Raw genomic sequence first — 21,965 nt, forward strand, 5'->3', positions numbered from 1 at the left:
CGGTGCCCTCAGGCTTCCGGGCAATATACCCGCTTAGTGCGTGATCACGCTGTCCGCAGGAATAAGCCCCGCGGCGAGTGCTAGCCACACGAGATGCGCATCGTTCTCCGCGCCAATCTTGGATTTCACGGCGTAGTGAATGTTGCGCACCGTCTTCAAACTAAGATTGAGCAGCGATGAAATCGACTCACTGCTGAGGCCGGTTGCAACGAGGCGCAGCACCTCTGTTTCGCGCGGAGAAAGGGCATCGATTGCCCTGTCGCCGCTCAGGCGATCGGCAGCAATCGCGCGCGAAATTTCTTCGCTCATGGCGCGGCCGCCTTCAGCAATGACTTCGACTGCTTTGATGAGTTCAGCAGGCGCGCTGCTTTTGGTAATATAGCCGCGAGCACCCGCCTCAAACGCTTTGAGCGCAAAAGCACTTCCTGCGTGCATGCTGAAAATTAGGATTTTGGCGTCCTTGTCCAACTCTCGGATCCGGCGCAATGCCTCCACACCGCTGACCCCTACCAGCGACAGATCCATGATGACGACAGAAGGCCTATGAGCTTTGTAGGCAACATAGGCCTGGTTGGCATCTTCGGCCTCCGCACACACGATAAACCGAGGTCGCAACTCGAGAAGACGGCGGTATCCTTCCCTCACGATCGGATGGTCATCGACGAGCAGTATCGAAATCGGTTTCATGTAGCCGCGCCTTCACTGTCCAATGGCACGCGCGCCGATATCAAGATGCCTTTTGGCGCATCGGCGATCTGAAGAGAACCGCCGAGTCCTGCCAATCTCTCACGTATGCCAAGGATCCCGTGACCGGCAGTCGTCGATAGATGCCGGCTGTCGCCGCCGCCGTCATCCTCGACACTCAACGTGACATGCGGCTCGCCAAAGCCGTGATGATCGAGACGAACCCTTACTTCCGTTGGTCGGCCGTGTTTGCTGGCATTTGTCAGGCATTCCTGAACAATGCGATAGAGATCTACAGCGACACGTTTCTGAAGGCCGGCCAACCGCCCCGTCATCTGCAGCCGAAAAATCGTGCCCGTCTTCGATTGTGCGTTGAAGTCGGTAATCAGCTGGCGAAGACTTGCTTCCAAACCCAGTTCCTCAATGCTTTGCGAACGCAATCGGATGAGTGTCGTGCGAAGCGTTCCCATCAGGCGTTCTTGCGTGGCTGCAATGGCCCTTGCGTCACGTGCGATATTTGGCCGATCAGGCGCACTGGCCTCGATGACAGTTGCGAGTGCCCTCGTGGCAGCCAGCGCTTGGCCAAATTCGTCATGGAGATCGCGCGCGAGCGACCTCCGTTCCTCTTCTTGAACTTGGAACAACCGCGCTGTGAGCGCCATGCGCTCTTGGTTTGTTTGCTTCAGTGTTGCAGCGAGACGGTTGACGGCATTCGCAATATGATTGAATTCAGTGCTTTTGAATTTTCCGAGACGTTGCCCGAGATGCCCTTCTTCGATCTCTTGCAACGCCCCGATGATCGACCGCGCGGGAAGCAGGGCATGACCGATCATAGCTGCTGCGAGGATTGCGATGCCGCCGGCCAGCATGATGGCGATGTCGACGACCGTTGAAATTTCTTTCCACGCACGGCGAAGCGCAGCTTCCTGATCGGCGGCGGTCACGATAGGCCCCGCACTTTCATTGTGGATTGAAAGCGGTCGTACAACGGGCGGATACACGCCCAGGGTCGCAAGGTAGAGGCGTGCGAACCACGCTGGAGCGGGCGGCCCTAAGGCTTCAACCTGACTACATAGTTTGCGGGGGTCGCCACCGGGCAAAGCAAACGTTACGCATACGCCCGGCGAGATAATGCTCTGGGTCTCGACTGTGTCCCAATCCGGAAGAGGAACGAGAGATCCTCGCGAAATGCCGTTATGCCAGACCATATGCTGCCAATAGAGGGCCTGCAGACGTTGATCGACACGCGTTGCCGTTGCGGTCACGTCCCCTTCAATCGAACGATGCGCGTCCCACACGAGGCACGCAATCGCGACCGAAAGACAAAGCAGCACAGCCGCCATGAGCCGGATGATGAGGAGCGTAAGAAGACGCATGGTCTCTTCCCGTTTTTTGGCAACGTGCACCATCTGCATGTAAAAATGAAGAGAGCAGCCGCTCGGCGGGCATATTGCCCGGTTTGACGCAAGAGAAAGCCAGTAAGGACCGGGAAGGCCAGCGCCCTTTAAACTTATGGGCGGATATAGCAGGCACGGCGATCCTGTTTGTGGTGCTCGTCTAATGGAATGGCGCGCGGATAGTCTTGCTGCAGCCAATTTCTTTTTAGCCGTTCCAAACGTCGTTTGCCGCATCGGACATTATTCTGCCCGAGCACATCCTCAGCTCCTCCTGTTTGGTCAAATTCCTAAGCCCCTCCTGAAGCTTAGGTTTCCGCCGGAGGAAATGCACCGAGTCGAGCGAGCAACTCGGGCACTCAGCTGATTGAATTGGCTTCTGGTGTGACTATCGACGACGTGCTCAATAAAACCGTTGGTTCGGATACTTCTGTAAGTCGCGATTTTTGTAATGCGACGACATTACGGATGCGGACAAGCGCTGCCCGCACACGCAGCGCATCCGCCGGATGAAAACTATCGTGACGACCTTGCCGCCCTCACGATAGTTTTTCGCCCATCGGCAATTTTCTGAGCCGTTTGCCAGTTGCGGCAAAGATGGCGTTGGCGAGCGCTGGTGCGAATGGCGGCACGCCCGGTTCCCCGACGCCACCCGCATGGGTGGTTTCTGGTGTTTCGATAATGTGGACGGAGACTTTCTCCGGATAATTACTCATCCTGGTCACGTTATAATCGAAATAGTTCGACTGCTCGACAGCACCCTTTTTGAAAGTAATGCCGCTGTAGAGAGCATTCGACATCCCCATGACGGCTGCGCCTTCCATCTGAGAACGTATGCGCTCTGGATTGACGTGGAAGCCGCAATCGATGGCTGAGGTGACCTGCGGTACGCGAATGGTCCCGTCGTCATCGATCTTCACGTGCACGACGCTTGCGACGTAACTTGCGAAAGCGCGATGCGCAGCGATACCAAGCCCTTCCCGCGACGGCAGCGATTGCCCCCAGCCGGCTTTCTCGGCAGCGACGCGAATGACGTTCTTCAGACGGGCCGTGTTGATCGGAAATTCCTCGTACGGCTCGCCGTAGTTCCAGAAGTCAGCCGGGAAGCCGGACGTCTTCGGATCTATGGCCCTGTCGGGGCCGATCAGCTCGAGCAGGAAATCCTTCGGATCACGGCCGAGCTTGTGCGCGACCTCGCACGCGGCCGACTGCACTGCGAACGCCCGCTGAATGTTGGAGACCGAGCGATACCAGCCGATGCGGGCATGTGCCATCGCCTGACCGTTCTCGCACCGGATGTTCGGGACGTCGAACGGCACGTCGACAAAGCCCATGCCGTATTCGATGGGAAACTGGTACCCATCGTCGGCCTTGAATGTCGAAACGATCGAGGGCGCGACGGTGCGGTGACGCCAGCCCGTGACTTTGCCCTTCTCATCGACCGCAGCCTCGATGCGCTCGACAGACGTCGTATGATAAAACGAGTGTTGGATGTCGTCCTCGCGCGTCCACTGCAGCAGCACGGGTGCGCCGCCCAGCTTCTGCGAGACGAGAGCCGCCTCGAGCATGAAGTCCCACTTCGATTTGCGGCCGAAGCCTCCGCCGAGCAACGAGACATGTACGGTCACATTCTCGATCGGCATCTTCAGCGCCTCGGCGATATCCTTGCGGGCGCCGTAAGGACTTTGGACAGGCGCCCAGATCTCGGCCTTGCCATCGACGATGCGTGCGATCGCGACGAGCGGCTCCATCGGAGCCTGTACCATGTGCTGGCCGTGATATTCTGCGGTGATGACATCCTTCGCGTTTGCAAAGGCGGTATCCGGATCGCCCTGATTGCGCAGAACCTTGCCGGGCTTTGCAGCCGTTGCCGACATTTCGGCGGTATAAGCGGCCGTATCGTAGGAGACGTTCGGTCCGTTCTCCCACTCAATCGTCAGCGCTTCACGCCCCTGGATCGCCGCATAGGTCGTATCAGCGACGACGGCAATACCGCCGAGCTGACCGAACTTTCTCGGAACGGTAAAGACACCTTCGATTTCATGCACGGAATGGACGCCGGGCACCTTCAGCGCTGCGGACGCGTCGTAGGATTTCACCTTGCCGCCGACCACCGCGGGCCTGGCGACGACGGCGAACTTCATGCCGGGCAGACGCGTATCGGCGCCATAACCGGCCTTGCCCGTCGTGATATCGTGAAGATCAACGATTTGGACTTCGCCCTTACCCATCAGGGTGAATTCGTCGGGCGACTTGTAGAGGATCGTCTCCGGCGCGGGCACCGGGAGTGCCAGCGCTGCTTCAGCGAGTTCGCCGAACGTCAGGACCTTGCCTGTCTCCTTGCCGTCTTTGTCGAGCAGAGCGACCTCATGATTGCGCGCACGACAAAGAGAGACGTCAGCACCCCATTTTGCGGCTGCGGCGGCTTCCAGCATCTGACGCATCGCCGCACCGCATTGGCGCATCGGCTGGATGAAGTGGCGCATGCTGCGCGATCCATCCGTATCCTGGTTGCCGTATCTTGGCTCGTCGCCGGGCGCCTGCACGAGATGCACGCGAGACCAGTCCGCACACATTTCATCGGCGACAACCATCGGCAAGCTCGTCCTGATGCCGGTTCCCATCTCGCTTCTGTGTGTGACGATCGTCACGTCGCCGGTCGCGGCGATGGCGATGAAGACATGCGGATCCGAAACGACGCCGCTCGGCATGTTGAGCCCGCCAGTCGGATAGGGCTTCAAGGCCTCGCGCGCCTCTGCCGGCGCAAAGCGCACGGCCATGACGAAAGTCGAAGCGCCAAGAATTCCGCCGAGCACACCGCGGCGACTGACGTTCGAAATCTCGGCATCGGATTTCTTCTCGATAGCAGTATCCGCTTCGGTTTTGAGATAATGCAGCATGATCAAACGCCTCCCGCGGCCAGACGAACGGCTTCATGAATGCGCTGATAGCAGCCGCACCGGCAGATGTTTCCGGACATCGCTTCGACGATTTCGGCGTCGGATGGCGCGCGATTCTTGGCGAGCAGCGAAACTGCCTGCATGATCTGGCCGGCTTGGCAGAAACCGCATTGGGGAACGTTGACCTTCCTCCAAGCCTTCTGCACTTCGTGATTGCCGTCGGGGCTCAGCCCCTCGATCGTGGTGATCGACTTGCCAGCGGCGTCACCAAGGGTTGTCTGGCACGAACGGGCAGCAACACCATCGATGTGAACCGTACACGCGCCGCAGACGCCCGCGCCGCACCCGAATTTCGTTCCGGTGAGATTCAGGATATCGCGCACGTACCAGAGCAATGGCATGTTGGGATCGCCGCTGAATTCATGGAGCTCGCCATTTACTGTAACGGATGACATATCAAGCTCTCCTTTATGTCGTCGGTTCGAAATTCATGACGCGAACTTTGCTCTGCTGCGCCGGCTGGCATTCCTAGAGTGCAAGAAGCTTGAAAGGCCAAAGGTAAGTCCCGGCCATAACGAGCAGGCCGACGAGCATCGCCAACGCCAGCGAATGGAAAAACACAAAGCGCAGGATCGACCCTTCATGGCCGTACCATTTGGTTGCGGTCGAGGCGACGACGATCGACTGCGCATCGATCATCTTGCCCATGACGCCGCCAGCGCTATTGGCGGACGCCATCAGGATTGGATTGATTCCCAGCTGCTGTGCCGTAATTTTCTGCAGGCCACCAAACAGCACATTCGATGACGTGTCCGATCCCGTGAGCGCAACGCCAAGCCAACCGATCAGCGTGCCAAAGAACGGATACGCCCATCCCGTTTGCGCGAGTGCCAGACCGAGAGTGGCGTCGCTGCCGGAATACCGTGTGACAAATCCGATGGCCATCATGCACGAGATCGTCATCAGCGAATAGCGAACCACGTAAATGGTCTTCGCGTACATTCGCATGAGATCAAGAACGCCGTAGCCCAAAAAAAGGCCGGAAACGATTGCGGACAGCAGGATACCCGTCCCGGTCGCCGACAGAAGGTTGACGTTAAAAACGGCGGCTTCGACCTTCGGCGTGGGAACAACGGGCGGCATTTTCTGCACGAGATCGTGCAGCCCCGCGACCGGAATTTTCTCGATCCAAATCCCATCAAGACCGGCCCGGACCTGCGGCGTTCCCCAGAGGAACACGAAGACCGCGAGGATGATCCAAGGCGTCCAAGCGCGCCATAATGCGTCTGAGGAATGCTGCGTCGAGTGTGCCGCCGGCGATGGTTCCGAAGAGCCAGAGTCCGACACCTCGGTCATCACCACCTTGGGGCGCCAAACTTTCAGAAACAAGGTCAGACCCGCCATGGATGCGAGCGAGGCAACGATGTTGACCAGCCAAGGTCCGTGAAAATTCGAGACGAGATACTGCGGAACTGCAAAGCAAACGCCCGCGACCAGTATAGGCGGCCAAACTTCGATCATTTTGCGGAAGCCGACGAAAGCCCAGACCACCCAGAACGGCACAATGATCGCGAATGGCGCGAGCAGCCTCCCGACTGTGGCACTCAGACTATAAAGGTCGAGGCCGGTGACGGCCGACAACGCCACGAGAGGCGTTCCGAGCGCACCGAATGCAACCGGCGCCGTGTTGGCGATCAGCGATAGCCCTGAAGCGGGCAGCGGCGGAAAGCCTAGACCGATCAGCATCGCAGACGTCACGGCGACCGGTGTTCCGAAGCCCGCCGCGCCTTCAAAAAAAGCGCCGAATGAAAAGGCAACGAAGAGAAGCTGCAATCGCTTGTCGTTGCTGATGGCGCCGATGGATTTCTGCAGGACATCAAACTCGCCTTTCTCGCTCGCAAGCCGGTAGAGAAAGATTACATTGAGAATGATCCAGCCGATCGGCAGAAATCCGAACGCAGCGCCATAAAGTGCTGCCGTTCCAGCCATCTGCGTCGGCATGCCGTAAGCAAATATCGCGACGAGCAAGGCAGCCGTCAGGCCGAGGATCGCCGCGATATGTGCTCGAACCTCGAAAATCCCGATGCTCGCAAGGAGCACAAACACCGGGATTACAGCTACAGCCGCCGAAAACAGCAGACTGCCAAACGGGTCATAAACTTGTGACCACATGCGACCCGTTCCCCCCGGTAACGGCTGCTTTGACATCGCCGCCTTTTTGGTAAAATTTTTATACCACAACTTGGAAGCGGTCAAATCTGATTGCCATATAGCTGCACGGAAACGACCTATGGCATTGCTCATTGCGCAGTCTTAAAAGAGTGACACAATAATTCTCCGGGGCGGCCATTTCATGCTTACTGTGCGCACACCGAAAATTGCCGACGCCATTGCGTCTCAGATCGAGAAACTCATTCTCGAGGGGGCATTGCGTCCAGGCGAGAAGCTCATCGCCGAGCGAGAACTCGCACAGAAACTCGACGTATCGCGGCCTTCACTGAGAGAGGGCATCGACAAGCTCGTACACCGTGGACTGCTGAAATCTTCCAAGAACGGAACTTACGTGGCGCAATTTCTGTCGCCCATCATGGCGCCACTGGCGAACCTATACCGCGACAACGCGCACGCCTTTGCCGACTATTTCGAATTTCGTCAGTGCGTCGAGGCCCGGGCTGCGCGCGACGCAGCGCTTAGAGCAACCGACGTGGAGCGAGTGGCAATCCGTTCGTGTCTCAGCAATATGCGAAAAGCGCACAAACTCCAGGATCCTGAGCAAGAGGCAGAGGCCGACGTCACATTGCACATGCTCGTCTATGAAGCCGGGCATAACTTCGTAATGCTCCACGTGATGCGCGCGTTGAGCGAGCTTCTTCGCAACAACATCTTTTTCAACCGCAAGAACCTCTATCTGAAGGCTGGCGTGCGAGAAAAATTGCTCGCACAGCACATCGAAATCGGCAAAGCCGTGATCGCAGGCGATCCGGAACGGGCTGAAACCGCCGCGACTGATCACATTCGCTTCGTATTTGATACCGTCGCTGAGATTCAGCGTGCCAATGCCCGGCTTAATACCTCGCTGCTGCGGGCCAAACGCAGCGACCTTCTCGCAAACTGACGTGTGCGCGCAGTATCGCTGCGCCGCCTACCGTTCCGCTGCGGCCTGACGCCAGCGCATGACGAACTCATCGAGCTCGTTCATGGCGAGGTCCGACACAACGATGTAATCGAAGTCCTGTCCACGCCAGCGGACGACCGAATAGCCGTCTTTCGTTGTGACGAGCGACGGTTCGGATGTTGCTTTTTGTCCAACCTTCGGAATCGCGACGACACTGATAATATGTGCGCGCCGATGATAGACCAGAACCGGCACAGGCTTACCGTCGATGACCTCGACACGACCGCCTGCCAGCGGAAAGCCGTCGCTCGACAGGTCGATGACCTGAGGCGACAGCGCGAGCTTGCTGTCAAACCAAGGTTTCACGGTGTGCCGATCGCTTGATGCAACATCGAACGGCGTCGCAGCAAGAAGCGAACGTTGATGATCGGCGACGATCGCGGCTATCTCGCTCGCCTCCGGATTAGGCCGCAAAATGCCGTACATGCCCATGCCGGTAACGGCGGCAGCGAACACAGCCGCCGCTGCCATGTGTCGCCAGTCATTCGATCGTCGGGCAGGCGCTGACAACGGCACGACAGTTTCTTTAGGAAATTGAGTTTCCGGACCTTCGGCAAGCATAGCAATACGCTTCCGAAAAGCATCTGAGGCGACTTCGCTTTTCAAGTGAGAGGAAAGCACGGCCCGTAACTGGGTGAGCCGGTCATACTCAGCGCGAAGGGCGGGATCATTCGCAAGCTGACGCTCAACATTCAAAACGGAAGCCGCATCCAGCTCATTATCTAGATAAGCGTTGAGCAGAAGCAGCGACTCTTCGCGCGATGACCATGAATAAGGCTTGCTCACGCTGCACCCGCCTTTCCCTTGCCGACCATCGCCATACGCTGAATGAGGAGATTGCGCGCGCGCGCAAGCCGAGACATCACTGTTCCAATCGGGATCGACAAGACTTGCGATATTTCTTGATAGCTAAGGCCTTCAATTTCCCTCAGGACCAGAACCTCGCGATAGGACAGGGGGAGCGCCGCTATCGCGACGTGCAAATATTCCGCATCCATTTTCCCAATGAGAATAGCTTCAGGAGACGCATGCGGTTCAATCATCTCGAACACCGCCTGTTCGAATAATCCGTCATCGTCAGTTGCAACCACGGCCTTTGATCGATTCTTCGAGATCCAAGTGAATGCAGTATTGCGAACGATGGCGAGAAGCCAGGCGCGCCCATCTGTAGGCCTCACTGTCGCGATCGCCCTGAAAGCCCGGATGCAAGCGTCCTGGACGACATCTTCCGCATCAGCCACATTGCCCGTCAGCCAGCGAGCCAACGACAAAGCATCGTCGATATACGGAAGAACCGCCTCGTTAAACCGCTGCCGGTCGTCCATTGATCTTCGCTCCAAGCGCGCGTAGCGGGACTTTACGCCCGATGAAATTATTTCGCTCGCTCTTTCAAATATTCTATGACGTCCGCTCGATCTTGGGCGGCATCGAGGTGAAAAAACATCTTCGCTCCGGTAACGAGCTTCTGCGGGTCCGCGAGCCATTTGTCGAGGGTATCTTCGGTCCAAACTATACCGGAAGTCTTGAGCGCAACCGAATAACTATAATCGGGAACTGCTCCCGCCTTTCTCCCGAATACACCGCGATGCTTGGGGCCGACATCGTTGGTGTCGAGCGAATGACAATCCTGGCAGCTTTGGTAGATCTCTTCACCGTGTACCGCACTCGGCGCGGCCCTGGCGCTTGGAACAATGATGAATATCCCGACCGCGACAGCGGGAAGCAATTTTGCAGTGCGAAGCATTTTGAAATCCGCCTCAATCCGCCAACGACGTATCTATGATGGCAAGTGGCGACTTGTTCTTTTTGAACGAGACACTCGTCAGCCCGAGCATTCCAAGCAGCTTGCCGGCTGGAACGACCATCGGCCCGGGTGACGGTGCTTCTCCGGGAGCAGGTTGTGGAAACGCTGTCGAGCGCGCCGTGTGAAACGTCACGTTGCCTTCGACTTTCTGCATCAGCTGATGAATGTGCCCGTTGAGAATGGTGACCGAGCCAAAACGCTTTAAGTAACCAAGCGCAACAGCAGCATCGTCCGTGCCCCATCCCCAATTCGGATAGACCGACCACAGCGGAATGTGCGCGAAAACAACGATCGGCGTTGAAGACGACAGTGCTCGAAGATCGTCCTCCAGCCATTTGAGCTGTTCATCGCCAAGAAATCCCAAGCCAAACTTCTTGAGATTGACCACGTTGTTCAGACCGATGAAGTGCACGCCGTGTTGGTCGAAGCTATACCAACCGCCGCCCTTTACACCTTTACCGTACCGTTCGAGATAGGCCTTCTCAGTCGCTTGGTCCGTGATGTCATGCTCGCCGGGGACATAATGAACATTCAGGCGCGTCGAGCCTATAATCTCATTCGCATCGTCAAACTCTACGGGCTTCGCGCTGTGAGTAATGTCCCCGGTGTGAAGCAAAACGGCCGGCTTCTCGGGGAGCGCGTCGATCCGACCGATCGCCTCTTTCAGTGTTTCAATCGCATGCGGATTGGCAGGCTTGTTGAAGCCGACATGGCTGTCGGAGATTTGCAAGAAAGTGAAACCGCTTTTTGCCGCTTCGGCAGCTTCAACGTCATCGAGCAGCGAAAGTGATTTCGGCACTCCGCCCGCTACCGTCCAAAGGACGCCGGTTCCCGCCCAAATCATGCATTCCAGCGCATGCCGCCGGTTGATAGCTTTCCTGTAATTTTGAGCCATTTTCTGCATTCCCTTCCAAAAGCCCGCGAATTGGCAGTCTGAAAGGGAAGACTCGTGCTCCTGGCGCTTTATTCCATCTCGCTAAGAAAAATTTGATGTCGCCTCGATATGGAATCGGCCACAGCATGATGCAGATCTTGGCAAGCTTGGGCATTTGGTGTGTAGGCGCCGGCCCCCAGCTGCAACTGGCTGCGCTCAGCCAGTCGCGACCATTAGGAACGAGATGCTCGTCCCGACCTCAGTCTTGACATTGAATTAGATCGCATACAGCAGAAATATCGAAATGTGCGAGCGATTAAGCGGAACTCGGATCGTCAATCTTGGGGAGTAGATATTGGACTCCGTTGTCGGCAGCAATGTACTTCCGCAGGCGTTCTTTGACCGTCCGGCCGCAAAGGTTGCGCGCGATCTCCTCGGAAAAAACCTCGTGCGTCGGATCGGGAAAATGCGAACCGCGTTGGCCGTAACCGAAACCGAGGCCTACGAAGGAGTTCACGACCTTGCCTCGCATTCTTCCAAAGGAAGAACGGCGAGAACTGAAGTCATGTTCGGGCCGCCGGGACGCTTTTATATTTACCGCATCTACGGCATCCATTGGATGCTCAATATCGTGACGGGCAAGGTGGGTGACGCATCGGCTGTGCTCATCCGAGGCATCGAAGGAGTAAGCGGTCCCGGCCGCGTCACCGCGTCGATGGGCATCGATGCCAGCTTCCACGGCCGAGAAGCTACACCCAAAACCGGACTTTGGTTTGCGGATACGAGCGAGAGCGCAGCGAAACTCCGCATTCACTCAACGCCGCGCATCGGCGTCGATTACGCAGGCCCAATATGGGCCGCCAAAAAACTACGCTTCGTCAGAATTTGAGGACAGCTAAGCCGCCGCGCCAGACCGGTCGGACAAAAAGTCCAAAATTTGCGCGTTTCGCAAATAATTCAGCCGACCCCCGTTTTCTCAAGAACTGAGTCTCTCGACGCTAGGTTGAGAAATAGCGCTTTTTCCGTGTATCTCATCGCAATCTGTGACTGGCATCAAAGTTGCTTTCCTCTCGTTGGCTTTCACCGCAGCGGGATGACTGGATGTACCGCGAATTTTCTGTCGACGCGATGCCCCCACCGCAACGCATCCGCACATGGCAGGATGCGGTCTCCGAAACGATCTTTCCGGTCGAAGCATCATATCGGCAGCCTGAATCATTCAACGCTGTCCTGCGAAATTGGGACCTCGGCACCGCCACGCTGACTTGGATGCGGTCCGACGAGATCCGCTATATTCGCGGCACCGAGCACGTTCAAAGCGATAACGAAGACAACATCATCGTTTCATTCTCATCGGCTTCCGACATCTTTTTCGCACAGGACGGCATCGAGCTGACGTGCCCGAAAAAACAATTCTTCATCGAAAAAGGACGCACGCCTTCTGATTTTCTCCAAGCGACCCCGAACGAAGTCTGGTGCCTGAAGATACCGCTGGCATCCGTGAAACGGTATATCCGCTCGCTTGACCCGTTCTTCGGCCGCCTTTTCGACGGCGATTGCGGAGTTGGCGGCCTTTTGTTCGATATGGTTCGCCACGTTCCATTGCGGTTCGGCTCATCCGAGCAAGCCTCCGCCGAAGGCGTCGGCAACACATTTATCGAGCTCTTCGTGCTCGCCCTTCAATCCGACGATCACGCGGCAAATAGCGCTCAGACATCGGTTCAGCGCGCACATCTCGGTCGTGTCGAGCGCTTTGTGAAGCAAAACATCGGCAATCCATCGCTCTCCCTCGATATGATTGCACGGGCATGCAACATCTCCGTGCGCTATCTTCACACGCTCTTTCAGGGCAGCGGCATCTCCGTAGCGCAATGGATCCGGGACACGCGTTTGGAAGCATGCCGCGCGCAACTTGCCGAAACCCATAGAAAAGAGAGCATTAGCGAAATCGCTTATCGCTGGGGCTTCAGCGATCAAGCTCAATTCAGCCGACACTTCAAGGCACGCTATGGAATGACGCCCCGCGAAGTGCGCGCCGCTGCGTCGCGTGCAAAAGAACGCGCACAAATGCCCTCCTGACGCGCAAGCTGAAACGATTTTTCGAAAGATAATGGGGCTACGGGGACCGAGCCTCGCTGCGGCAACCCGTCTGCTTGCATCGTACGCGCGACTTTTTCAAATCGAAAATGACACGTTGCGCGATTGCGCAATCGATTGTGCGCTCACCTGCAAGTGTGGGCCAGATCAGACTGTTATCGTGCCAAGCAAATGCACGGAGCCCCCAACTAAATTGGCAAGCTCCGGCAACACACCATCAGAACTTCCATTCTCCGAAGCCAATAAGGCTGCTCGGCATTGCCGGCGGCATCCGCACGAACTTGCGAAGTTCGACCACGGCAAACCCAGGGAATTAATTTGATGCGAAAACGCCTGCTCACGACACTCATCGCACTCGCGACATGCTGTCTGGCCTTCATGACGCCCGCGATGGCGGAAAAGAAAGATCACTTCCGGGTTGCCTGGTCGATCTACGCAGGCTGGATGCCGTGGGGTTACCTCGCCGACCACGGCATTCTCAAGAAGTGGGCCGACAAATATCACATCACCATCGATATCGTTCAGCTCAATGACTACATCGAATCCATCAACCAATATACCGCCGGTAAGTTCGACGGTTGCGGGATGGCTACAATGGATACATTGACAATCCCGGCCGTCGGCGGCGTCGACACGACTGTCCTCATCATGGGCGACTACTCCAACGGCAACGACGGCATCGTCATGAAGAAGGGCAAATCGGTTTCCGACCTCAAAGGCCAGCAGGTCAACCTCGTCGAATTCTCAGTTTCCCACTACTTGCTCGCGCGCGCCTTGAACAGCGTCGGGCTGTCAGAGCGCGATGTGAAGACCGTCAACACGACGGAGAGTGACGGCGTCGCAGCTTTCACCAGCTCTAACGATATTCAGAACATCGTGAGTTGGAACCCGATGCTGAGCGACATCAAAAAGGTTCCAGGCTCAACGCTCGTCTTCGATAGCTCCAAGATCCCCGGTGAGATCATGGACGTCATGGCCGTGAACACCCAAACGCTGAAAGACAATCCCGACTTCGGCAAAGCTCTGACGGGAGCCTGGTATGAAATGCTGGCCCTGATGAACTCAGGAACGCCGGAAGCCGACAAGGCGATCGCGTCGATGGCTGCAGCATCAGGCACCGATGTTCCAGGCTTCAAGGCTCAGCTCGCCACCACGTACCTATTCAATACTCCGGCAGAGACGCTGAAATTCGAAAGCCCTGCCGAGATGAAGAGGATCATGGATCTCGTCCGCACGTTCTCATTCGAGCACGGCCTGCTTGGCCAAAACGCGGCGTCAAAAGATGTCGTCGGCATCGAATTCCCCGACGGGTCCACGATCGGCGACCCAAAGAACATCAAATTCCGCTTCAACACCAAGTTTACGGAGATGGCCGCCGAGGGAAAGCTCTGAGGTGCCGCGCATCATCAATATAAAGCCCAACCCGAGGATTGCACGTTTCCTCGGGTTGGTGCCCTTTATCGCCCTCATCATCCTCTATCTCATCTGCTCCGAGATAAGGTTGCATGCCAATCCCAACGACAAGCTCCTGCCGCCCTTCAGCGCGATGGGATCGGCAATTTCCCATCTTGCCTTTTCCGAGGATGCACGCACCGGTCAGTATCTGTTTTGGGCCGATACGTTTTCGAGCCTCCGACGTCTTGCCATTGGCTTGGGCACGTCCTTCGTGATCGCCATCGTCGTTGGCACTCTTCTCGGACTTATTCCCTACCCTGCCGCGCTCGCCAATCCGTTCGTGGCCGTGCTGGCGCTGGTCCCGCCGCTTGCCCTTCTGCCGATTCTGTTTATCGCCTTCGGTCTCGACGAACTTTCTAAGATCGTCCTGATCATTCTAGGCGTAACGCCCTATCTTATTCGCGATCTGGCGCTGCGTATCGAGCAGATGCCATACGAACTCCTCGTGAAAGCGCAAACAATGGGCGCCTCGACTTGGCAGATCATGACGCGGATCGTCCTACCACAAATGCTGCCGCGCGTGCTGGATGGATTGCGCTTCTCGATCGGACCCGCATGGCTGTTTCTCATCGCTGCGGAAGCGATCGCCTCGACCGACGGCCTGGGCTATCGCATCTTCCTCGTCCGCCGCTACCTCGCGATGGATATCATCATACCCTACGTCATCTGGATCACAGCTCTTGCATTTCTGATGGACTATGGTCTGCGCATCCTGAGTGCGAGGCTCTTTCCGTGGGCAAAGGCGGCCGCCCCATGAGTGAAATTACGATCAAGAATGTCTGGAAGGAGTACGGCAGTGCGACCGTACTCGAGCGACTGAATTTCACGGTCCAAAAGGGCGAATTTTGCGCCCTTGTCGGGCCCTCGGGATGCGGAAAGACGACGTTCCTCCGTCTTCTGTTATCGATGGAGCCCGCGACCCGCGGTGAAATTCTGGTCGGTGAGGAACAGATATCAACTGAGCCCGCGCGCGATCGCGGTATCGTCTTTCAGAGGTACTCCGTTTTTCCCCATCTCACCGTTCTTGGCAACGCAATGCTCGGGACAGAACTCGCGCAATCAAAAATGGGCGGACATCTCTTCGGCAATAAACGCACACAAGCGAAAAGTTCCTCAACCGATATGCTTGGGCGTGTTGGCCTCGGTCACGTCCTAAACCACTATCCGGCACAACTCTCGGGCGGCATGCAGCAGCGACTTGCGATCGCCCAAGCGCTTCTCTGTCGACCGAAAGTCTTGCTTCTTGACGAAGCCTTCGGCGCCCTCGATCCGCCGACTAAATCGAACATCCACACGCTGATGCACCAGCTTTGGCAAGATCGCCAGATGACGGTCTTCATGGTCACGCACGATCTGACCGAAGCATTCACGTTGGCAACGCGCGTCCTCGAATTCGGTAAAGTCCGGCGCGATCCCCAAGCTCCTGATGCCTACGGCGCAACTTTGGTTCGCGATGTCGACCTTGCCGGCCAGACGCCGATTGAGCGTGGTGAAACTCTTGCCTCCTGGCAGGCGAATTCCGAAAGCCCGCATGTGATCGACCTCTTTTCCAATTCCCACCGCAAGCAACCATCCCTCCTATCAGGAATGAATTTTTGTCGTTTCGCGCAAAGGCGGCAGAATCTCATTGGGACACAAAAGGCGTGATCTTATCGTTGGGCAGACGCACCAAATAACGGCAGCGTCTCAATGGAGATAATGAATGACCGCTAAACGCTTCCATCTCGGCTGGTTCACGAACTTCACCGCCGACGAATGGTTAGGCCCCTTCTCGAACGGCGGCGCCCCCTGGGACGGCAAGTTTTACGTTGAAATGGCCCAGTCGCTCGAACGTGCCTGCTTCGATTACATCATGCTCGAAGACAAACTCGCCATTTCCGAATCCTACGGCGGCACCGCTGAAATCACCTTGAAGCACGCTCTCGGATTTGCACCGAAGCATGATCCCGTACCGTTGGCGACGATGATCAGCGCTGCAACAAGCAAACTCGGCGTCGTCGCCACCATGTCGACGCTGGCCTATCCGCCGTTTCTGCTCGCACGGCTTGCTTCGACCGTTGACAGCATCGCAGGCGGCCGCTTCGGCTGGAACATCGTGACCTCGGCAGAAAACGCTGCTGCACAAAACTTCGGCCTCGATGCACTACCTCCTCGCGAGCTGCGGTACGAGATGGCCGATGAATACATGGACCTGTGCTACAAACTCTGGAACTCCTGGGAGCCGGATGCCGTCATTCGCGACCGCGCGACATCGACGTATGCCGACTTCAGAAAAGTTCACACGGTCAACTTTGAAGGCAAATTCTTCAAGTGCCGGGGCCCGCTCAATACCGTCCGCTCACCGCAAGGCGTGCCCGCTCTGGTGCAGGCCGGCGGATCCCCCAAAGGCCGCGACTTCGCGGCCAGGCACGCCAACTCGATCGTCGCCGTGGCGCCGGGCATCGAAAAGATGAAAGCATTCCGCGACGACGTACGAGAACGCGCCAAGGCCCACGGCCGCAATCCGAACGACATCAAGATACTCTTCCTCGTCGCGCCGGTTCTCGCAGAAACGGAAGAAGAGGCTAAGGCAAAGAACGCGCGCAAGACGTCCGATCCAATGTTTCTGGAACAATGCCTCGCGCTCATCTCCGCCATCACAGATATCAATTTCAAGAAGTACGACATCAACAAGCCGTTGCCTGAGAAGCTTACCACGAACGGCGAACAGGGCTCGCTCGACATGTTCCAGCAATGGGGTTCGAATAAGACTCTTCGTCAGCTCGTCGTCGAAGCATCCGGCGGCATCGTTGGTTCGGTCGAACTCGTGGGAACGCCAGAACAAGTAGCGGATAAAATGGCTGACACGATGGCCGCCGTAGGCGGCGACGGCTTTCTCATCACGACACCCGTGCAATCGACGAACCGCCGGACGGTCATCGAAGTGTGCGACGGCCTCGTACCTGTTCTTCAAAGAAAAGGTCTGGTTCGCACCGAATACACCGGCAAGACGCTGAAAGAAAATCTTGTCGCGTTCTAATGCGACGAGAGGCGGAAGATGAGATCTCGTCCTCCGCCTCGTCTCGTGACAAAATACTGACAACAAAAAAAGGAACAGAGCGTACCTTTATTACGCAACGCTGTTCGCAGCAAACTTCACGGCTTCATCGAATTGACCGACCACCTGATCTAGCATCTCGCTATAGCGCACGTCTGTGATCAGTCCATTTGACGTCGGATCGAGAACGCTCTCGATAACGAAATGTCCCTGAACGGAATGACGTGCGCCAAGCGCATGGAGTACTGGCCGCAACGCATAATCAAGCATGAGCGCATGGGCCAACGTTCCGCCAGTCGCCAGAGGAAGGATTGCTTTACCCGCGAGCGCATATTGCGGCAGAAGATCGAGAAAAACCTTGAGCAGCCCGGAATAGGATGCCTTGTAGGTGGGCGTAACCAAGACGACGCCATGGGCGTCCTTAAGAAGAGCTGCCGCCTCTGCGATCTGAGTATTTTTGGTATCCGCGCGCACCAACGCCTCGGGCGGCAAATCCCTCAGCCGCAAGTGCCGGGCTTCCATCTCCATCGAAGTCAGACGATCGGCAACATGCTGCGCCAATGCCGCAGTCTTCGATTTCTCGGAAGGGCTGGCAGAGACGACAAGGATAGACGGCATCAAGGTCACTTAGCTCCTGTGGGCTTCGATATACATAAAGTGCACGATAACTCCTATGCCGCAGAGGTCTTGCACTTTGATGCATAAGCCTTTGCACATCCGCGCATGGGGTCAAACTTCAGACTTGAAAGCCGGCACACTTGCAAAGAGACTTGCGATCACATCCGCCAAAGCAGGCGCCACTCAACGAGTAATCCAGGATACGGGGCTCAAATAAAATGCGACTGGCTGTCTGTCAGGTAAGCGCGGCGCTTGGGGACAAAGCGAAGAACATCGCCACGATCGGTAGAGCCGTCCACACTGCGGCATGCTGGGGGACCGACCTTGTCGTTCTGCCCGAACTATTCTTGACGGGATACAACATCGGCTCCAGAGCAGCCGAGTTGGCAGAAGCAGTGGATGGTCCCTCGCTCACCGACGTCGCTAAAATCGCAGCGCGCGAAAGCTGCGCGATATGTGTCGGGTTTGCCGAACGTGACGGAAAAAGCGTTTTCAATAGTTCCGCTCTTTTCGACAGGCAGGGCAATCTCGTTGCGCTTTATCGGAAGATTCACCTGTTCGGCCCGAAAGAACAAGAATTATTCACCGCCGGTGACGAATTGGTCGTCGCCCGCCTCGGCGACTGCACGATCGGAATGGCAATCTGCTACGATATCGAATTTCCAGAATTCGCCCGCGCATTGAAGCGACGCGGCGCGGATCTTATCGTCGCGCCAACCGCGAATATGCTTCCCTTTGTCGAGGTTCCGACCACATTCGTCCGCGCCCGCGCACTTGAGAATGGACTATTTCTCGCCTATGCAAATCATTGCGGTACCGAAGCGGAACTTGAGTATACGGGCATGAGCGGCATCAGCGGTCCCGACGGCCTGGACTTAGCGAGAGCGGGCATTCGTGGCGAAGCACTTTTGCTTGCGGAACTCCCGACCACCTATCCTATAGGTTCGCTCTCAACACAGAGCGATGATCTGCGACTATCAGCAGAGAAATAAGAGACATCGGCCGCATACCGCGCGAGGGCCGACGTACCGAAGAATTCTATTGAAAACGTCTTATACTCGCCGATTGCCGCAAAGCGCCGACAAATCAATCAGACAGGAGCGAAATCCTTCCAGGGAAGTCAGCTCGGTGCCCGCCTGAACATCCACTTGATGAACGCGAAATCCGCTCTCATGTACGGCGCTCACCATCATCAGATTGTCCGGCATGTCGAAACGCTCGACCGACGTGCCCGCGCTGTACATCTCCAGCAAATCTGCTCGACCATGCTCGTAATATCCGCTCGATCTCTGATGGAACGGCGACGTCACATGCGTGTAGCCGAGAACCGGCTTGCCCGTGGCAGCCATGAACCCCATTTCGAATGCCGTCCCTGGATCCATACTCACGCCCCGGAAGGGCGTCATATTTGCAATCACTGCATCGCATCTCTTCATGTGATCGAGATTACCGCGATAAATAGCGATGCCCTGGCTAAACGCCGAGAGTTTGCCGAGATCCAACTCGCCGTCCATCGGTGATACGCCCTCGAAATCAAATTCAGCACACAGCGCTTTTTTTGCGTCGAAGACTGGCTTTCCAAATTCGGGCAAAAATACTTCAGGCCCTGCCAGATAAATCTTGTAGTTCGACACAATGCCTCCCGCTTTTGCCCCTGCGCCCGACAGGACAAGACGACGCCTATCACCCGGACTGTGGGCGCGTGGAAATTCCCACCAGGAGAATATCGACCAAACGTTTGGCCCCATCAGTTCCCGATGGTCCCGCCGCAATCGTCGCGACGCCGGCTAACGCGCGCAAAAGATCGAGAGGCTCGACCGACAGCCGAATATCGCCACTCGCCGTCGCGTTTTCGACCAACGTCGAGATCGCCTGGGTGACCTTGGCGCCGGATGACGCGTAAAGATCTGACGGTCCGCAGACGAGTGAACTCAACGCTTCCGACATCCCGTGCTTGATTGCCATGTAGTCGACAAAAATAAGTAGCCACGCACGCAACGCATCGACTGGCGGCCGCTCTTTCGCGAGCCGTATAGCCGCCGCCATCAATTGCTCGGTCTCGTTGCGATAGACAGCTTCGATGAGCGCATCGCGCGTGGGAAAATGCCGATACAGCGTTCCGATGCCGACACCGGCATCGCGTGCAATCTCCTCCAGGCTCGCGGCTGATCCTTTGTCCGCAAAGACCACTTTCGCTGTTTCCAGCAGGCGAAGCCGATTGCGCTCCGCATCGACGCGGACCTTCCGGGCCGCAGTAGGCTTACCTTTATCGCTCACACACAAAATGCCTCTTGATAAACGGAGAACGCCTCCGTATATAAATGGAGGCACCCTCCTTTTATGCCAAATCGGGTCGGCAGACAATGCTCCGCCGCCAATGGAGGCGTGCGTCTACTGATAAAAGGAGAGTGTCATGGCCGCGGCTTTCGGAGCAACCTCAACAACGGAAGATGTCCTTCAAGACGTCAACTTGCATGGCAAACGCATACTTGTAACGGGCGTTTCAGCGGGCTTAGGCGTCGAGACCGCGCGTGCGCTCGCAGCCCATGGCGCTGAAGTCGTCGGTGCCGTACGCGACCTTGCGAAGGCAGAGCGTGCGACGGCAGAAGCCCGCGCCGAAGTCCAGAACCGCGGCAGCATCACATTTATAGATCTCGATCTCGCCTCCCTCAAAAGCGTACGCGCGTGCGCCGACGCTCTGCTGGCTGACGGACGTCCTTTCGACGCTGTAATCGCCAATGCCGGCGTCATGCGCACGCCCTTCTGGCACACGGAAGATGGCTTCGAGATGCAGTTTGGAACCAATCACCTCGGACACTTCGTCCTCGTCAACCGCATCGCCTCATTGATCGCACCCGGTGGACGGCTGGTGAACGTCTCCTCGGCAGGCCACCGTTATTCCGACGTCGATCTCGACGATCCGAATTTCGCGAATACGCCTTACGATCCCATGGTCGCATACGGTCGGTCGAAGACAGCGAATATTCTGTTTGCTGTCGAATTCGACCGACGCCACAAAGAAAAGGGCGTTCGCGCCACCGCGATACATCCGGGTGGCATCGCCACCGAGCTTGCGCGCCATATGCAGCCCGGCGAGATCGATGAACTATTGAAGCAGATCAATGCTCAAGCCGCAGCGGCCGGAAGACCGCCATTCCAGTGGAAGACCGTTCCGCAGGGCGCTGCAACAACCGTGTGGGCGGGTTTCGTAGCGCCAGCCGATGAAATCGGCGCAAAGTACTGCGAAGATTGCCACGTCGCGTCCTTAACCGATGGCAAGATGGACATCGTGAGCGGCGGAGTGCGCGCTTATGCACTGGACCCTGAAAGGGCGAAGGCGCTGTGGGCCAAAAGCGAAGAAATGGTCGGCGAACGCTTCTAATCGCTAAGCGCGAGGAACCGCGGCCCACTGCCAAAGTAGGATGCGGTTCCTCGCGGGCGATGTCTCGTCACTCGCAGAACGACCGTCTACGCCGAGTGCGCAATAGATTCTAAAAAAAAGCATCCAGATACGCCGCAGCTTCATCTGAAATTCCGACGACCTTATTCGTGGCCTGTCGATAGAATTTGAAGTTGAGTTCTGTTTCAGGCCGGCCATCGTCCCAATCCGAAAAAAGTTTAAGGTTGTTGCGACCAAGAGCTTGCTTTGCCACGCCTGTCCGTTTGATGACCACGCTTACGCGAGGTGTCTGCCTCACGACGCCGAGTTTTCTCGCGACCGGTTCGGCAGCGACAATAACACCCCTCGCGATAAGACCAACACCACCCTCATTTTCGCTGGCGAACACAAAGATCGTATCGCCCTTAGCAACTTTTTTGCCGCCATACATGGTCTTCTGCGAGGAGAAGGCAAACGTCTTCGCCTTCACATCCAGCACTTCAACTTTGATGGCGTACTTCATGGCGGCTCGTCGGCAAATGCGCACA

The 21,965-nt window shown here is 56.8% G+C and carries 22 protein-coding genes; 9 read left to right on the forward strand and 13 right to left on the reverse strand.

Going from position 1 to position 21,965, the window contains the following annotated elements:
• Nucleotides 1–33: 33 nt before the first annotated feature.
• The 5 genes from RLW55_RS02175 to RLW55_RS02195 form a co-directional block, all read right to left on the reverse strand.
• Nucleotides 34–687 (reverse strand): response regulator, encoded by a 654-nt coding sequence (locus RLW55_RS02175; RefSeq protein WP_423415428.1) that lies wholly within the window; start codon nucleotides 685–687, stop codon nucleotides 34–36.
• Nucleotides 684–2,060 (reverse strand): sensor histidine kinase, encoded by a 1,377-nt coding sequence (locus RLW55_RS02180; protein WP_423415429.1) that lies wholly within the window; start codon nucleotides 2,058–2,060, stop codon nucleotides 684–686. The genes RLW55_RS02175 and RLW55_RS02180 overlap by 4 nt, the downstream gene beginning before the upstream one ends.
• A gap of 557 nt (nucleotides 2,061–2,617) precedes the next feature.
• Entirely contained in the window at nucleotides 2,618–4,978 is a 2,361-nt protein-coding gene (locus RLW55_RS02185; protein WP_423415430.1) for a molybdopterin cofactor-binding domain-containing protein, read from the reverse strand.
• Nucleotides 4,979–4,980: 2 nt separating this feature from the next.
• Complete coding sequence (locus tag RLW55_RS02190) at nucleotides 4,981–5,433, reverse strand: (2Fe-2S)-binding protein (protein WP_013946111.1); 453 nt, start codon at nucleotides 5,431–5,433, stop codon at nucleotides 4,981–4,983.
• 73 nt (nucleotides 5,434–5,506) lie between these two features.
• On the reverse strand, nucleotides 5,507–7,150 hold the full coding sequence (locus RLW55_RS02195; RefSeq protein ID WP_409562048.1) for an L-lactate permease: 1,644 nt from the start codon (nucleotides 7,148–7,150) through the stop codon (nucleotides 5,507–5,509).
• A 181-nt stretch (nucleotides 7,151–7,331) separates the two neighbouring features.
• Between RLW55_RS02195 and RLW55_RS02200 the strand changes: the two genes are divergently transcribed.
• Nucleotides 7,332–8,093, forward strand: coding sequence for an FCD domain-containing protein (locus tag RLW55_RS02200; protein WP_409562047.1), 762 nt, complete (start codon nucleotides 7,332–7,334; stop codon nucleotides 8,091–8,093).
• A 27-nt stretch (nucleotides 8,094–8,120) separates the two neighbouring features.
• Here the strand turns inward: RLW55_RS02200 and RLW55_RS02205 are convergent, their stop codons facing one another.
• The 4 genes from RLW55_RS02205 to RLW55_RS02220 form a co-directional block, all read right to left on the reverse strand.
• Entirely contained in the window at nucleotides 8,121–8,624 is a 504-nt protein-coding gene (locus RLW55_RS02205) for an anti-sigma factor family protein (RefSeq protein WP_423415431.1), read from the reverse strand.
• 311 nt (nucleotides 8,625–8,935) lie between these two features.
• Complete coding sequence (locus RLW55_RS02210; protein WP_423415432.1) at nucleotides 8,936–9,478, reverse strand: sigma-70 family RNA polymerase sigma factor; 543 nt, start codon at nucleotides 9,476–9,478, stop codon at nucleotides 8,936–8,938.
• Nucleotides 9,479–9,525: 47 nt separating this feature from the next.
• Nucleotides 9,526–9,897: a c-type cytochrome gene (locus tag RLW55_RS02215; RefSeq protein WP_423415433.1), complete on the reverse strand. Its 372-nt coding sequence runs from the start codon at nucleotides 9,895–9,897 to the stop codon at nucleotides 9,526–9,528.
• Nucleotides 9,898–9,910: 13 nt separating this feature from the next.
• Nucleotides 9,911–10,852, reverse strand: coding sequence for a metallophosphoesterase family protein (locus RLW55_RS02220; RefSeq protein ID WP_423415434.1), 942 nt, complete (start codon nucleotides 10,850–10,852; stop codon nucleotides 9,911–9,913).
• Nucleotides 10,853–11,186: 334 nt separating this feature from the next.
• On the opposite strand from RLW55_RS02220, the gene RLW55_RS02225 reads away from it, so the two are divergent.
• The 6 genes from RLW55_RS02225 (at nucleotide 11,187) to RLW55_RS02250 (ending at nucleotide 17,402) form a co-directional block, all read left to right on the forward strand.
• Nucleotides 11,187–11,720: a DNA-3-methyladenine glycosylase gene (locus RLW55_RS02225; RefSeq protein ID WP_409562042.1), complete on the forward strand. Its 534-nt coding sequence runs from the start codon at nucleotides 11,187–11,189 to the stop codon at nucleotides 11,718–11,720.
• A gap of 212 nt (nucleotides 11,721–11,932) precedes the next feature.
• Nucleotides 11,933–12,910 (forward strand): helix-turn-helix domain-containing protein, encoded by a 978-nt coding sequence (locus RLW55_RS02230; protein WP_423415435.1) that lies wholly within the window; start codon nucleotides 11,933–11,935, stop codon nucleotides 12,908–12,910.
• A gap of 339 nt (nucleotides 12,911–13,249) precedes the next feature.
• Entirely contained in the window at nucleotides 13,250–14,320 is a 1,071-nt protein-coding gene (locus RLW55_RS02235) for a putative urea ABC transporter substrate-binding protein (RefSeq protein ID WP_423415436.1), read from the forward strand.
• Nucleotide 14,321: 1 nt separating this feature from the next.
• On the forward strand, nucleotides 14,322–15,140 hold the full coding sequence (locus RLW55_RS02240; RefSeq protein ID WP_423415437.1) for an ABC transporter permease: 819 nt from the start codon (nucleotides 14,322–14,324) through the stop codon (nucleotides 15,138–15,140).
• Nucleotides 15,137–16,030 (forward strand): ABC transporter ATP-binding protein, encoded by an 894-nt coding sequence (locus RLW55_RS02245; protein WP_423415438.1) that lies wholly within the window; start codon nucleotides 15,137–15,139, stop codon nucleotides 16,028–16,030. Before RLW55_RS02240 ends, RLW55_RS02245 begins: the two co-directional genes overlap by 4 nt.
• A gap of 55 nt (nucleotides 16,031–16,085) precedes the next feature.
• Nucleotides 16,086–17,402 (forward strand): NtaA/DmoA family FMN-dependent monooxygenase, encoded by a 1,317-nt coding sequence (locus RLW55_RS02250; protein ID WP_409562037.1) that lies wholly within the window; start codon nucleotides 16,086–16,088, stop codon nucleotides 17,400–17,402.
• A 90-nt stretch (nucleotides 17,403–17,492) separates the two neighbouring features.
• On the opposite strand, the gene ssuE is transcribed toward RLW55_RS02250, so the two are convergent.
• Complete coding sequence (gene ssuE, locus RLW55_RS02255) at nucleotides 17,493–18,038, reverse strand: NADPH-dependent FMN reductase (protein ID WP_409562036.1); 546 nt, start codon at nucleotides 18,036–18,038, stop codon at nucleotides 17,493–17,495.
• Between the two features lie 218 nt (nucleotides 18,039–18,256).
• Here ssuE and RLW55_RS02260 point away from each other — a divergent pair, with 218 nt between their 5' ends.
• A complete protein-coding gene (locus RLW55_RS02260; RefSeq protein WP_423415439.1) occupies nucleotides 18,257–19,030 on the forward strand; it encodes a carbon-nitrogen hydrolase family protein in 774 nt (257 codons plus the stop codon).
• Between the two features lie 60 nt (nucleotides 19,031–19,090).
• Here RLW55_RS02260 and RLW55_RS02265 read toward each other — a convergent pair whose 3' ends face one another.
• The gene (locus RLW55_RS02265; RefSeq protein ID WP_423415440.1) at nucleotides 19,091–19,672 is read right to left on the reverse strand and encodes a nucleoside 2-deoxyribosyltransferase; all 582 of its coding nucleotides are present in this window, start codon (nucleotides 19,670–19,672) and stop codon (nucleotides 19,091–19,093) included.
• Nucleotides 19,673–19,721: 49 nt separating this feature from the next.
• Nucleotides 19,722–20,315, reverse strand: a complete 594-nt coding sequence (locus tag RLW55_RS02270) for a TetR/AcrR family transcriptional regulator (RefSeq protein ID WP_423415441.1) — start codon at nucleotides 20,313–20,315, stop codon at nucleotides 19,722–19,724.
• A 136-nt stretch (nucleotides 20,316–20,451) separates the two neighbouring features.
• Between RLW55_RS02270 and RLW55_RS02275 the strand changes: the two genes are divergently transcribed.
• On the forward strand, nucleotides 20,452–21,420 hold the full coding sequence (locus RLW55_RS02275; RefSeq protein ID WP_423415442.1) for an SDR family NAD(P)-dependent oxidoreductase: 969 nt from the start codon (nucleotides 20,452–20,454) through the stop codon (nucleotides 21,418–21,420).
• A gap of 109 nt (nucleotides 21,421–21,529) precedes the next feature.
• Here RLW55_RS02275 and RLW55_RS02280 read toward each other — a convergent pair whose 3' ends face one another.
• Nucleotides 21,530–21,940: a hypothetical protein gene (locus RLW55_RS02280; RefSeq protein ID WP_423415443.1), complete on the reverse strand. Its 411-nt coding sequence runs from the start codon at nucleotides 21,938–21,940 to the stop codon at nucleotides 21,530–21,532.
• Nucleotides 21,941–21,965: the final 25 nt, after the last annotated feature.

This window comes from Hyphomicrobium sp. B1 (genome assembly GCF_049532635.1).
Taxonomy (GTDB): Bacteria; Pseudomonadota; Alphaproteobacteria; order Rhizobiales; family Hyphomicrobiaceae; genus Hyphomicrobium_B.